12 protein-coding genes and 2 tRNA genes are annotated in these 13,273 nt (G+C 67.7%); 8 read left to right on the plus strand and 6 right to left on the minus strand.

Going from position 1 to position 13,273, the window contains the following annotated elements; genetic code table 11:
• Positions 1 to 11: 11 nt before the first annotated feature.
• Together EV379_RS05615 and EV379_RS05620 are read right to left on the minus strand one after the other, a co-directional pair.
• The gene (locus EV379_RS05615) at positions 12 to 1,217 is read right to left on the minus strand and encodes a D-alanyl-D-alanine carboxypeptidase family protein (protein ID WP_165397295.1); all 1,206 of its coding nucleotides are present in this window, start codon (positions 1,215 to 1,217) and stop codon (positions 12 to 14) included.
• Positions 1,218 to 1,320: 103 nt separating this feature from the next.
• Complete coding sequence (locus EV379_RS05620; protein WP_130505269.1) at positions 1,321 to 1,962, minus strand: GntR family transcriptional regulator; 642 nt, start codon at positions 1,960 to 1,962, stop codon at positions 1,321 to 1,323.
• Between the two features lie 112 nt (positions 1,963 to 2,074).
• Between EV379_RS05620 and EV379_RS05625 the strand changes: the two genes are divergently transcribed.
• Positions 2,075 to 2,818 (plus strand): DsbA family protein, encoded by a 744-nt coding sequence (locus EV379_RS05625; RefSeq protein WP_165397296.1) that lies wholly within the window; start codon positions 2,075 to 2,077, stop codon positions 2,816 to 2,818.
• A complete protein-coding gene (locus tag EV379_RS05630) occupies positions 2,818 to 3,678 on the plus strand; it encodes a cytochrome c biogenesis CcdA family protein (RefSeq protein WP_130505271.1) in 861 nt (286 codons plus the stop codon). The genes EV379_RS05625 and EV379_RS05630 overlap by 1 nt, the downstream gene beginning before the upstream one ends.
• Here EV379_RS05630 and EV379_RS05635 read toward each other — a convergent pair.
• Both EV379_RS05635 and EV379_RS05640 read right to left on the minus strand, forming a co-directional pair.
• On the minus strand, positions 3,618 to 5,210 hold the full coding sequence (locus EV379_RS05635) for an ABC-F family ATP-binding cassette domain-containing protein (RefSeq protein WP_130505272.1): 1,593 nt from the start codon (positions 5,208 to 5,210) through the stop codon (positions 3,618 to 3,620). The two genes, EV379_RS05630 and EV379_RS05635, sit on opposite strands and share 61 nt — an antisense overlap.
• 184 nt (positions 5,211 to 5,394) lie before the next feature.
• Positions 5,395 to 7,725, minus strand: coding sequence for a cellulase family glycosylhydrolase (locus tag EV379_RS05640; protein ID WP_130505273.1), 2,331 nt, complete (start codon positions 7,723 to 7,725; stop codon positions 5,395 to 5,397).
• Positions 7,726 to 7,985: 260 nt separating this feature from the next.
• Between EV379_RS05640 and EV379_RS05645 the strand changes: the two genes are divergently transcribed.
• Positions 7,986 to 8,663 (plus strand): DedA family protein, encoded by a 678-nt coding sequence (locus EV379_RS05645; protein ID WP_242616258.1) that lies wholly within the window; start codon positions 7,986 to 7,988, stop codon positions 8,661 to 8,663.
• 454 nt (positions 8,664 to 9,117) lie between these two features.
• On the plus strand, positions 9,118 to 9,987 hold the full coding sequence (locus tag EV379_RS05650; RefSeq protein ID WP_242616259.1) for a peptidoglycan-binding domain-containing protein: 870 nt from the start codon (positions 9,118 to 9,120) through the stop codon (positions 9,985 to 9,987).
• Positions 9,988 to 10,078: 91 nt separating this feature from the next.
• Here the strand turns inward: EV379_RS05650 and EV379_RS05655 are convergent.
• A tRNA-Arg gene (locus EV379_RS05655) sits at positions 10,079 to 10,154 on the minus strand.
• 81 nt (positions 10,155 to 10,235) lie between these two features.
• On the opposite strand from EV379_RS05655, the gene orn reads away from it, so the two are divergent.
• From orn to EV379_RS05675, 4 genes are all read left to right on the plus strand, one after another.
• Entirely contained in the window at positions 10,236 to 10,856 is a 621-nt protein-coding gene (orn, locus tag EV379_RS05660; RefSeq protein WP_055842823.1) for an oligoribonuclease, read from the plus strand.
• A gap of 48 nt (positions 10,857 to 10,904) precedes the next feature.
• Positions 10,905 to 10,980 (plus strand) — tRNA-His (locus EV379_RS05665).
• A gap of 50 nt (positions 10,981 to 11,030) precedes the next feature.
• Positions 11,031 to 11,372 (plus strand): metallopeptidase family protein, encoded by a 342-nt coding sequence (locus tag EV379_RS05670; RefSeq protein ID WP_165397297.1) that lies wholly within the window; start codon positions 11,031 to 11,033, stop codon positions 11,370 to 11,372.
• A gap of 8 nt (positions 11,373 to 11,380) precedes the next feature.
• The gene (locus tag EV379_RS05675; RefSeq protein WP_130505276.1) at positions 11,381 to 12,034 is read left to right on the plus strand and encodes an IMPACT family protein; all 654 of its coding nucleotides are present in this window, start codon (positions 11,381 to 11,383) and stop codon (positions 12,032 to 12,034) included.
• Here EV379_RS05675 and EV379_RS05680 read toward each other — a convergent pair.
• Entirely contained in the window at positions 12,031 to 13,251 is a 1,221-nt protein-coding gene (locus tag EV379_RS05680; RefSeq protein WP_207226200.1) for a cation:proton antiporter, read from the minus strand. The genes EV379_RS05675 and EV379_RS05680 overlap by 4 nt on opposite strands.
• Between the last annotated feature and the right edge of the window lie 22 nt (positions 13,252 to 13,273).

Raw genomic sequence — 13,273 nt, forward strand, 5'->3', positions numbered from 1 at the left:
GCCCCGCGGCACTACTCCTGCAGCGAGGCGAGCAGCGTGCCGATCACGGGCACCGGGTTCGTCAGGCGCCAGAGCGCGCCTGGGTCGGTGATCGCGCGGTCAAGCTGCAGCCGTGAGCGATGCTCGCCGCCCGTGGTCGCGACCGTGACGCTGCCGACGATCGCACCGACCGACCCAGTGCTGAAGTCGTCGAGCTGCACATCGATGCTGGCGTCATGCGTGGCCCAGGCCCTGCGCTCCTGCGGGGTGATGGCGACGGCGGATGCCGTCGCGCCCCATGGCGTGCTGATCGTCGCGTACGTCGCGCCCTTCTCGATCAGCGGAACCGTGCCGGCGCCTGCTGCCGCACTGGCCATGAGTGCGCGCACATCCGCCTCGAGGGTGTCGTAATCCGGCGATCCGAGGTAGACGGCAGAGAACGTGAGCGGCTCCGTCTCCGTTGAACCAGCCGGGGCCGGGACGCTCGCGGTGAAGAGCAGGCAGACGCCGGCCTCGTCGGTGTAGCTGCGCGAGATTCCGGTGACGCCATCCTCGGCCAGATACGCCGTGGTGTTCGTGACGCCGCGATTGTTCACGAGCGCCGACGGCGGGTTCGCCAGGATCTCGGCGATCACCGGTTCCGCCTGCACGAGTGCGGCCAGGCGCGTCACGTCGGCGGCGGTGCCCCGGCTCTCGGGGGAGAGGCCGTTCGTGTCGGCGACGCTGATCGTGTCGAGGCCCTGCTCGGCGAGCCAGCTGGACGCCGCAGCGAGGTACGCGTCGACTCCGCCGAATGCCCAGCGGGCGAGAGTGTCGGCATGGTTGTTGCTTGAGCCGAGGATGAGAGCCTGCAGCATCTCCCGCTGCGTCCACTTCTCGTTCGGGAACACGACGACGGTGCGGGCTCCGTCGCGACTGTAGTCGATGTAGTCCTGGTAGTCCTCGGTGCCGATGACGCGGGTCTCTCCGGCCGCCCCCGGCTCGAGCGGCTTCGCGTCAAGTACGACGAGGGCCGTGACGAGCTTCGCGATGGAGGCCATCGGCAGGGGATCAGTCGAACCGCCGATGGCGAATGGCGCCGTGTCTCCGCTCAGGATGACGGCGCTTGCACCGTTCTCGCCGAGCACGGGGCCTGCGGCATCCGCGGTGGGCAGGGAGTCCGCCGGCGTGGCCGATGCGGCGGGCAGCGGGCCGAGCAGCGTGGCCGGTGCGTAGACGCCGACGGCGAGAATCGCCACCGCCCCAGCCAGAACGCCTAAGAATCGCCCAACCCGGAATGTCGCCATGCCTACAGGCTACGGTGGCCCGATCGGATGCCGCGTAGCGCGCGCCGTGTGATCGTCAGCCGATGCCGGGTTGCAGGGACTCGGCGTCGATCATGTGCGTGCGCAGCGTCGCCGTGAACGCCGCCCAGTCGCCGGCGCGCAGCTCGGCGATGAGCGATCGGTGCTCGGCCATCACCGCATCCGAGCGCGCGAAGAAGGCATCCTGGCGCTGGATCATCATCATCGCGTGCCGTGCGTTGAGGCGGTCGTAGAGTTCGAGCAGGGTCTCATTGCCAGCGGCCTCGACGAAGCCACGGTGGAAGGCCAGCATGAGTTCGATCAGCTCAGGCAACTCGCGAGGCGCGAGCGCCCTCTCCTGCGCGTCGAGGAGTGCGCTGAGCCTGTCTGCGAGGAGTCCGCGCTCCGCCGGACGCGTGCGCTGAACGCAGCTGCTCTCCAACAGGTGCCTGGCATCGGCGAAGTCGTACGCCTCCTGTGCGCTGAGCTCACGCACGAGGACGCCGCGCTTGGGATAGACGGTCACCCACTCTTCCTCCTGGAGCCGCGACAGTGCGGCGCGGACCGGCGTGCGGCTCACACCGTGGGCCGCGGCGAGTTCGGCCTCGCTGAGCATGCTTCCTGGTGCATAGAAGCCGCTCATGATCCCGGCCCGAATGGCGGTGTGCACGCGTTCTGCGGCGCTGGGTGAATCGACCATGTCGCGCCTTCCTGTGCACCGATCCACTGGCACACTTCCCTGAGCGTGCCTCTTGGATACATGTTGTACTCTACGTGGACCAGTCGGTCAAGGTCGGGGAGACACAACAGTTTTGGCATCACAAGCGGTTCACAATCGACAGCGCTCCACCCGACTCTGGATCACCGGCATCCTCGCCGGCGTCATCATCGTCGTTGTCGCGATCATCGGCGTCATCGCCCAGAACCAGCCGGCCCCGGGCGCGGCCCCTGCGCCAACGACGTCGGCGCCCGCCACGGGCCAGGCGAGCGATGCGCCGCAGCTCTCCCAGCTCGCCAGGCGTGACCCGGAAGACACCGCGGCGCGGGGCTCCATCGATGCGCCGGTCGTGCTCATCGAGTACGCCGACTTCCGCTGTGCGTACTGTTCCGTCTTCGCCAACGAGGTCTTGCCGACGCTGATGACTGAGTACGTCGATGCCGGCCTCGTCCGCATCGAGTGGCGCGATGCGCCCGTGCTGGGGGAGACCTCGCCCGATGCGGCGATCGCCGCGCACGCCGCCGGCGCGCAGGGCATGTTCTGGGAGTACGCCGAAGCGCTGTACGCGACATCGCCAACCGGCAAGACCGAGTGGAACCGCGACGCGCTGCTCGGTGTCGCCGCCGCAGTGCCCGGGCTCGACGTCGACGCCTTCACCCTCGCGCTCGACGACCCGGCGCACGCGCAACGCGTCGTCCGCGAGGCGCAGGAGTCCACGGCGATCGGCGTGAGCAGCACGCCGACCTTCATCGTCGGCAACACCCCCGTGCGCGGCGCGCAGCCGCTCAGCGCGTTCCGCGACGTGATCGACCAGGAGCTCGCAGCGGCGGGTCACTGATGGACATCGGCTACCTCGGCGCGCTCCTCGGCGGAGTGCTCAGCCTGCTCAGCCCCTGCTCGGTGATGCTGCTCCCCGCGTTCTTCGCGTACGCGTTCACCGATCCGGCCACGCTGGTCGCGCGCACCGGGCTGTTCTACCTCGGGCTCGTGACCACCCTCGTGCCGCTCGGTGTTCTCGCCGGCGCGGTCGGAGCCTTCCTGCTGGCCAACCAGGGGCTGCTCGTGACCATCGCAGCGATCGTCGTGATCGCGCTCGGCATCGTGCAGATTCTCGGCATCCAGTTGCCGACTCTCGGGCGGCGGGAGTCGAAGGATACCGGCAGCAGCATCGCCGTCTATCTCCTCGGCGCAGCCTACGGAGTCGCCGGCGTCTGCACCGGGCCGATCCTCGGCTCGGTGTTGACGATCGCCGCGGTCGGAGCGAATCCGGTCTATGGCGGCATCCTGCTGGCCATCTATGCGCTCGGGATGACGCTGCCGCTGCTCGTGCTCGCGCTGGCGTGGAAGCGCATTCAGCGCGGCCGCACCGCCTGGCTGCGCCCGCGCCTCGTGCACATCGGGCGTTGGACGAACAGCTGGCACGCCATCATCTCCGGGGCGCTCTCACTCGGCCTCGGCGTCTTCCTGCTCGTCATCGGCGCCGACGGTGTCGGTGCCGGGCTGCCGACGAGCACGCTCTTCGCGATCGAGTCGTGGGTCGCGGAGACAGGTGCCAGCGTGCCGAACCTCGTCGTCATGATCGCCGCGCTGGTTCTCGCCTGCGCTGCCGGCGGCGTCGCCGTGATCCGACGCCGGCGTCAGGCCGCGCGCACCGCGATCGTGCCGGGAGCAGAGGCGTCGGTCCCGAACACGAGGTAGCGGTTCGCGACCTTCTCGCTGAAAAAACGGTCGTGGCTGACGGTGACGATGGCGCCGGGGAAGTGCACCAGTGCGCGCTCCATCACCTGCGTGCTCGACATGTCCAGGTGGTTCGTCGGTTCATCCAGCAACAGGACAGACGCACCGGAGAGCAGGCACTGCGCCATGGCGACGCGGGCCCGCTGCCCACCGGAGAGGTTGCCGATCTTCTGCTTGAGGTCGGCCTCCGAGAACTGGAACATTGCGAGGAAGCGGTTGACAGACTTGCGCGTCGCCGAGAAGGCGAGGCTGCCCGGAAGGGCGTTGACGGCGTGGGTGACCGTGTCGTCGTCATCCAGGTCGTCGAGCATCTGGTTGTAGGAGACGACGCCGACGCCGCCAGCCCAGTTCACCTTGCCGGTGTCCGGACGTTCCTCGCCGGTGAGTACCTTGAGGAGCGTCGACTTGCCGCTGCCGTTCGCCCCGAGCACGACGAAGCGGTTGCCGCGGCGGATCTCGAAGCTGAGGTCGTCGAAGAGTTGCTTCTCGCCGAACGCCTTCCCGATCGACTCTACGCGGCAGAGCACGTCTTTCACGTGCAGCGAACGGTAGATCTCGGTGATGATCTCGTCGACTGGCCGCGGTGCGCGTGACTTCTTGATCGTGGCCAGCTGCGTGCCGAGCTTGCGGCTGGCGGCCTTCGCCGCCTCGCGGCGGTCGGCGATGCCCTCCGATTCGAAGGCGAGCAACTCCGACTCGTGCACGAACTGGGCCTGCAGCGTCTTGAGCCGGAACTGCTTCTGCACGACATACTCGCCGAAGTTGCCCGGGTACTCGTGCAGGTGGAAGTTCTCGAGCTCGATGATGCGGGTCACGACGGAGTCGAGGAAGCGACGGTCGTGCGAGACGATGATCGCGGCACCGCGGAAGTCGCGGAACCAGGCCTCAAGCCACTCCACGCCTGCGACGTCGAGGTAGTTGGTCGGCTCGTCGAGCAGGAGCACGTCTGGGCGCTCGAGCAAGAGCTTCGCGAGCGCCGCGCGGTTGCGCCAGCCGCCGGAGAGCTGGTCGATCGGGCTGTTGCGGTGTGCCTCAGAGAAGCCGAGCGTGCTGAGCGCCGTGTCGATGTGGCGGCTGTAATCCCAACCGTCGATGTGGTCCATCTGCTCGAACAGTTCGGCCTGGCGGTGGATGAGCCGGTCCAGCTCGTCGGCGGACGGTCCGGCGGCGATGTCCGCGTCGATGCCGGCCAGCTCCGCTTCGACGAGCTTGACGTGTGCGAACAGCCCGTCGAGCACCTCGAGGATCGTCGAGGACCCGTCGAGCTCGGAGAACTGCGAGAAATAGCCGATTCTGACGCCCTGCTCGACTGTGACGGTGCCGGCATCCGGGGTCACCTGCTCGAGGATCAGCTTGAGGATCGTCGATTTGCCCGAACCGTTCTTACCGATCAGGCCGATCCGATCCCCGGTCTCGAGGCGGAGGAAGGCCTCGCGCAGAATCTGCGTGTTCTCGAAGCGGACCTCGACGTCGTGCAACCTGATCAGGCTCATTGTTCTCCTTCGCCCCGCGCTCGTGCGCTCAAGGGCCAACGGTGAATTCTACGGGAGGCTCCGCGTGCGGCCCCCGGCGGGGCCCGCGTTCTCTGCACGGGCCCGGTGAATTCACCGGGCCCGTGCAGGTTTCGCGGGCCGCGAGCAGGCGTTCGACGCGCTCACCCGGCGGTGCGATCGACGGCTACGGGGCGGTCGACAGCGAGTAGTCGCCCTCAGCGCAGCCCGTGATGCTCCAGCCGCCGGGCACGGCGACGCTCTCGACATCCGTGAGCCCCGTGGTCGCCAGCTCCGGTTCGCCGGTGCCGGGAATCCAGACCTCGAGCCCGCAGCTGCGCTCCGGCGTGGTGCCGGCAAGCTCGAGGCTTGCTCCATCGGCCTTGAGCGAGGTGAGCACCCCGGGGGAGGTGCGCGGGTACGCGCGGCTCAGGACCGCGAGCAGATCCGCCTTCGGCGGTGCGTCGCCGCCCGTCGCACAGTCCTGCATCATCAGGGCGTTGCCCACGGGGCCGATGCCGTTCTGGGGGTCGCCGCAGGCCTGCTTCCACACCCAGTAGGCGCTGCCGAGAATGTGCTCGTCCTCCGCGTCCGCATACCGGTTCAGACGCTGGAGCACGTCATCGTCCTCGCCCCAATAGCCGTATTCACCCGACCAGAGCGGCGCTCCATACTCGGCGGCGACGCGTTCCGCGAGCGTGAACTGACGTTCGAGGCTGACGATCGGGGGGATGCCGAGGTCGCGGTCCATCGTGATCGACTCTGCGTAGAGGTGCGGCGAGAAGACGATGTTGTCGTCGTCGGTGAACCCGGGCGTCGGCCCCGAGTCGAAGCCGAGGCCCGACCACAGAATGCTCGGCTCGAAGAAGACGATCTGGGGCGCGCCGGCCGCGCGGATCTCCTGGATCGCCCGATCGTAGAAGCGACCGAGCTGGTGAGAGGTTGTGACCGGTGCCGTCTGCCCGAACCCCGGCTCGTTCAGCAGGTCGAACCCGGCCACCATCGGCTCGTCGGCGAAGAGTCCGGCGAGCTCGCCCCAGCTGCGGGCGAGTGCGCTCTGCACGCCGTCGGTGTCAAAGTAGAAGTGCTGGAACGCGCGGTTCCCGGCGGGGGAGATGTCGCGCCCCATGAACTGGCAGCGCGGCGCTCCGTCTGTGATCGTCGCCCACTCCGGCGCGCCGTCATAGCCCCACATCGGCTCCGTTCCCGGCCTGCACGCCGTTCCCTCCTCCGTCGGTCCGTTCCACCAGGAGTCCTGATGCATGTCGAGCACGGTGTAGATCCCGTGCCGCTTGCCCCAGCCGACGGCATCCGTGATCTGCTCCACGTACTCGGGGTCGAGAGTGCCGCGCTCTGGTTCGAGGGCCGACCACGACAGGTTCAGGCGCACCACGTTGAAGCCCTGTTCCGCCATGGCGGCGTAGTCGTCCTCCGTCAGTGGCCGCGTCACGGGAACATCGGGCTGTGGCTGGTAGAAATCGACGAGCTGATTGACGTTGACTCCGCGGAGCAACACCTGATTGCCATCGCCATCCGTGATGATGTCACCGTCGGCGCGGAGGAATCCTGCCGGGGCGGCGGATGCGGCAGCGGCGGACCCGGTGCCGAGCGCAGGAACGAGCAGCGCTGCGGCCAGCGCGACCACGGCGACGGAGGCGGCGACGAGCATCGGCGTGCGGGCCGAGCTTCTCGCCAGGACCCGGTCCGTGGCGAGCGCGCCCAGCCCGACGACCCAGCCGACACAGGCGCCGAAGGCGAGCCCGTCTGCGACCGCGATGTAGGTGACCATCAGCGGCCAGACATCGCCGCTCACTCCACCGTCGACGACGATGCTGACCGCGCCCTGCACGAGTCCGACGATTCCGCCCGCGATGAGTGCGGCGAGCCAGCCACCCAGCACGCCGGGAACGCGCAGGCGCGTCCAGCGCAGGCACACCGCGGTGACACCGGCGAGCAGCGCAACCGCAACGATCATGGCGAGGGCGCCGCGCTCGGGGCGGGCAACGGGGATGCCGGGCGCGTAGGCCGCACCGGTCCACCAGAGACCGGCGACGAGCGGCGCGATGCCGGCGAAGAGCACGGCCGGCGGCCACACCGATCCGGCGCTGAACGTCAACCGCTCACGCGGGCCGCCGAACCAGCGGCTGAATCCGGCGACGATGAGCGCGGCCGGCACGGCCTTGACCGCCACGTACCCTGCGGCCCAGACGGCGGTCGCGGCATCCCATGTCATCGCAAAGCAGGCGGTGGCCTGGGCGAGGAGCACGGCGAGGGTCAGGCCTGCGGTGTGCATCCAGAAGCGGTCGCCTGCTCTGAGCGTCGCCCACCAGGTGACGCCGAGGAGCACGGGGACGAAGATCACGTATGGGGCGAGCGGCCAGAGGCCCAGGTCGAAACGCAGCGCTGCGCCCGGCCAGCCGACGAGCGCAAGCAGACCGGTGGGGTCGGCGACGGCCTGTACCAGGACGAGGATCGCCATGCTGGACAGCGCTACAACGGGACGGCGAACCGATTTCATGACACTCCATCGTGACAATTGCGTGGGCGAAGCTGCCAGCACAGCATGCGGCATCCCATACGGCGTGTCAAACCCGAGTTCTGCTCGGTTTGGGGGTGGGAATTCACTGGTGCACGGTGCCCGCTCAGGCCCCGTTCAGGCCGGCCTCGGGATAATGGGGCATCCACCGTGACGGAACAGCCATCGTCACAACCTGCACGCACCGAATGACCGACATCCCACGAGTGGAGAACACCTCAGCCATGCCCCTAGCGCGCCTGATGACAGCAGCGACCGATCCCACCGCCGGTTACGACGGTTTCATCGGCTGGGTCCTCAGCCTCATGGAGACGCTCGGTGAGATCGGCGTCGGCCTGGCCGTGCTGATTGAGACCTTCGTGCCGCCGATCCCCTCTGAGGCCGTCCTGCCCGGCGCCGGATTCCTCGCGTTCGAAGGCCGGATGAACTTCTGGCTCGCGTGGGCCGCAGCGACAGCCGGAGCCCTCATCGGCGCGTGGGCGTGGTACTGGATCGGCGCGGCACTCGGGCGAGATCGCACCCGCCGTCTGGTCGGACGGGTTCCGCTCATGGAGCACGAGGACTTCGACCGGGCAGAGACCTTCTTCAGCCGTTGGGGTGGTATGGCCGTGTTTTTTGGTCGCTGCGTACCCCTCGTGCGCTCGTTCATCTCGATCCCGGCCGGCGTCGAGCGGATGCCGTTCTGGACGTTCTCCGCGTACACCGCTGCGGGCTCCGGCCTCTGGAACGGGGTGTGGATCGGCCTCGGCTTCGCATTCGGCCCCGCGATCAAGCCCATCCTCGAGCAGTGGAGCGGCGTCCTCTCCGACATCGTCGTCGTCGCCATCCTCGCGCTGATGGTCTGGTTCGTCGTCGCTCGCCTCATCAAGCGTGCCAAGGCGCGACGGTTGGCGGCGGAGCTGCAGAACATCGAACCGTAGTGAGAGGATGCCGCCCGGCGCTGCCGCGGTAGAAACAGCGCTATCGCGCCCGACGTGCCGACCGCGAAGCCGCAGCTTCTGCCGCGTGAAGCGATCAGAAGCGCGAAAGAATGTGTCGCGCGCGGCCTGCCCCGGTGCCATGATGTGACAACCTGCCATCTCATGATCGGAGGATGCGCGTGAACGCAGATCGCTCAAGGCTGTCGGGGGTCCTTGCAGCCGCCGTGGTATCGATCGCCATTGTGGCGGGGCTCGCCGGATGCGCCGAGGGTGCCGATAGCGTCGACCGGGCCAAAGCGCAGGTCGCTGCGAAGGAGAAGGCTGTGGCGAGCGCTCAGGCCGAGCTGGACGCGCATCGAAGGAGTTCTGCGGCGCGAGCCGCGTCTACATCGACGCACTCGATCGGTACGGTGACGTACTGAACGACACCGCACCGACCGTCGGTGACGTTCAGGTGGCGGGCGCCGATCTCGCCGATCCCCGTGACGACGCGTTCGACGGCGCTGAAGCCGCGGTTGCTGCGCAGCAGACTCTCGTGGTCGCCCAGCAGGATCTCGTTCAAGCCCAGACGGCACTGGCCGCGGCCGAGGCGGGGCCGCCTGGCACGCCCTCGATCGGTGAGACGACCGCGACCGCAACTAGCACGCCGCTGGCGCCCGCTTCCTCCGTCGACCGCGTGAAACAGGCCGAGGCCGACTTCGATGAGGCGCAAACAGCCGTCACGGCGCAGACGCCACTCGCCGAAGCATCCGAGCAGTTCAACAGCGCGGTCGTCGCGCTCGAGTTGGCGTGGCTCAGGCTCTTTGCCGATGCAGGATGCCTCACCGACGATCAGCACGTGCAGGCCGAGGCGGCCGTCAGCGCATATACGATCGCCCTCCAGCAGGACCTCACTACGGCCGGGTACTACTCCGGCACCGTCGACGGCGTGTCTGGGCCGTTGACCGTGCAGGCGGTCGAGGACCTCCAGGCGGCCAACGCGTTGCCTGTCACAGGCACGGTCGACAAGGCGACGGCCGCAGCGCTTCAGGCCGAACTCGTGGCGCTCGGAGGCGCAGCCGCTCAGAAGTCGCTGGCGTCGACGGCTGCCGTGCAGCAGACGCTGAAGCTCGTCGGTTTCTGGGATGGACCGGTCGACGGGGTGTGGACCGATGCGCTCACCACGGCGCTGCAGGCGTTCCAGACCGAGCTCGGCGTCGAGCCGACTGGTGCGGTCGACGCCGCGACGCTCGCTGCCTTCGAACACGCGATCGCCGAGCTCACCGCGCCGGATGCCCCGTCGACTCCATCGGCGACGCCGACGATCCCGCCGGAGGGCTCCTGAACCCGCCCCCGCGGGTTGTCGCCTGCCTGCGACCAAGAGATGAGAAGCACCGGGGGATTGTTGTTCTGGATGCACCGGGAGATTGTTGTTCTGGTGCCCCCGGCAGGATTCGAACCTGCGACCAAGAGATTAGAAGGCTCCTGCTCTATCCCCTGAGCTACGGAGGCGCACGTATCAACGATACCGCAGGCCCTTGAGCCTGAATGCATTCGCTGGGGGACGTCTGCGCCGCTCGGTAGACTGGTCGCATGACGAATGCGAGCGACCGTCTGGTCTGGATCGACTGTGAAATGACGGGCCTCGATCTCGAGGTCGATGAACTTGTGGAGATTGCGGTGGTGATCACCGACTACGACCTCAAGGCCGTTGACGAGGGTTTCAGCATCGTGATCAAACCCGACGACTCCGCACTGGAGTCCATGAACGATTTCGTGCGCAACATGCACACGACATCCGGCCTCATCGAGGAGATTCCCGGTGGTGTGAGCGTCGCGGACGCCGAGTACCAGGTGCTGGAGTACGTGCTCAAGCATGTCCCGACCGAGCAGAAGGCCCCTTTGGCCGGCAACACGATCGGAACCGACCGCGCATTCCTGGCGAAATTCATGCCGCGCCTGGACGCGCACCTGCACTACCGCAATGTCGACGTGTCCTCGATCAAGGAACTTTCGCGTCGCTGGTTCCCGCGTGTCTACTTCAACGCACCTAAAAAAGACGGCGGACACCGTGCTCTGGCAGATATTTTGGAATCAATTCGGGAGCTCGAATATTACCGACGCGCCGTATTTGTCGCGGATCCCGGCCCCACAACCGAGCAGGTTCAGGCCGTCTCGGCCGACGTGGTGAACAACTTCGCCTCTCGGATGTAATACACTCTTCTAGTTGCCTTCTTCGAGTTCGCGAGAAGCAGGTGCATGGTGGGTATAGCTCAGCTGGTAGAGCGCCTGGTTGTGGTCCAGGAGGTCGCGGGTTCAAGCCCCGTTACTCACCCCAATGAAATTCTGAAGTCCGAACTCCTCCGGAGGCAGAGCATGCCGATCGAGATGAGCGAAGAGGATTTCGAAGCCCTCGTCGCCGATGAGCTCGACGCTCTGCCGGACGAGATGATGGCCGGCCTCGAGAACGTTCAGTTCTCGGTCGAGGATCGTCCGGAGGACGGCTCGCTCTCGCTGTTCGGCCTGTATCACGGCATCGCCCTGACGCACCGTGAGCACTACGGGTTCGGGGAGCTGCCCGATCTGATCACGATCTACCGTGACCCGCACCTCGCGCACTGCCACGATGTCGATGAGCTCCGCGATCAGGTCCACGTCACCCTGGTGCACGAGATCGGCCACTTCTACGGCATGGACGACGCACAGCTCCACGAGCTCGGCTGGGGCTAGGGCAGCGGATGCCGGACCTCACACTGCGCGGCGGTGTCGGTGCGCGCATCGACACCGAGATCGAGATCAAGCGGTCGCGCTTCCTCTGCCGCCTCGTGAGGGTCGAGAGTGAAGCCGAGGCGCGCGCCGTCGTCGACGCGGCCAGGCGCGAGGAGTGGAACGCGCGACATCACTGCTCGGCGTTCGTGATCGGCGCGGCATCCGCCCCCGATCAGCTGCGACGATCCAACGACGACGGCGAGCCGTCTGGAACCGCTGGCCGACCCATGCTGGAGGCGCTCTCTGGCCGTGAATTCATCGACAGTGTCGCCGTGGTCAGCCGCTACTTCGGAGGCGTTCTACTGGGCGCTGGCGGCCTCGTGCGGGCCTATTCGGACTCCGTGCTCTCCGCGGTCGATGTGGCGCACGCGCGCGGAGACGTCATCGCCCGCGAGCGGCGCGCCCTCTACACGCTGGCGCTGCCCCACGCCGACGCCGGGCGAATCGAGGCCGAGTTGCGGCACCGCGGTGTGAATATTCTCGGAACGGCATACGGCAGCCGCGCCGTCATTACGCTGAGCGGACACCGGCGCTCGGAACTGAACGAGCTCGTCGCCGCGGTCACGGCCGGCGGCGGTGTGCTCGAAGCGGCCGGCCACGAGCTGATCGACGTGGAGCCCTAGGCCTCTTCGACGGTCATGTCGGCGTCCGGCGGCCGCACGGCGTATCCAGGAGAGCGTTTGTGCAGTGCCAGACCGAGCAGCGGGAACAGCAGCACGGAGAGCATGCCGGCGGCGACGAGAGCCGCAGCGGTGCCCGTGTCGAGCGCGCCCTGATCGACACCGATCGCGGTGACGGCGACGATGATCGGGAGCCCCGTCGCGCCGAACAGCAGCAGCGCGCCGCGATCGGCGAGTGCTGCGCCAGGAGGAGCCGCCAGCGTGCTCGGCAGGCCGCGGACCACGAGGAGCGCGACCACGAACAGAGGGAGCAACAACAGTGCCTGGGGGTCGCTGACGAGGCCGCCGAGGTCGAAGGTGACACCGGTGTTGATGAAGAAGATCGGCACGAGGAAGCCGAAGCCGATTGCCTCGATCTTGGCCTCGACGAGCTCCGCGTCCCGCTCCGGCGCCCCGGCAAGCAGCAGTCGGTACAGCACGCCGGCGGCGAATGCTCCGAGCAGCATGTCGATGCCGAGCGCGACGCTCAGCCCGACGAGTGACACGAGAATCAGGATCACCAGGCGCACCGCGAACTGTCCGCTCGTGTGGATCGTCGAGGTGATCAGCGCGTGGAGGCGCTTGCCCGCTCCATTCGCGGCCAACCAGATGGCGCCGCCGGTGATGACCGCGAAACCGATGAGCACGAGCGTCGCGTGCAGCGGCGTCGTGCCGGAGAGGAAGAGCGTGATCGCCAGCAGCGGCCCGAACTCGCCGACGGCTCCGACGGCCGTCGTCGAAATGCCGAACGGCGTCCGCAGCTCGCCGGCATCGCGCAGCACAGGCATGATCGTGCCGAGCGCCGTGGAGGTGAGGGCGACACCGATGAACACGCCGGCGCCGACGGTGGGGGAGAAGAGGATGCCGGCACCGACACCGATGACCAACGAGACCAGCCAGCCCAGACCGGCGCGCTGCATCGGTCGCCCCTTGATTCTGGCGAAGTCGATCTCATTGCCCGCGAGGAAGAAGAGCATCGCCAGGCCGAAGTCCGCGAGCATCTCGGTGAACTCGTTCGGCTGCACCCAGCCGAGCAGCGATGGCCCGAGCAGGATTCCGAGGACGATCTCGAAGACGACGAGAGGAATCTTGACGACGCGGCCGACTGCCCGCCCGAGCAGCGGGGCGGCGGCGGCGATCGCGGCGATGACCACGAGTGAGGTGATCGGGCTGCTGTCCACGGGGCTCCTTGCTTGCGCCACT

It is taken from the genome of Microterricola gilva, assembly GCF_004217495.1.
GTDB classification, from domain to species: domain Bacteria; phylum Actinomycetota; class Actinomycetes; order Actinomycetales; family Microbacteriaceae; genus Microterricola; species Microterricola gilva.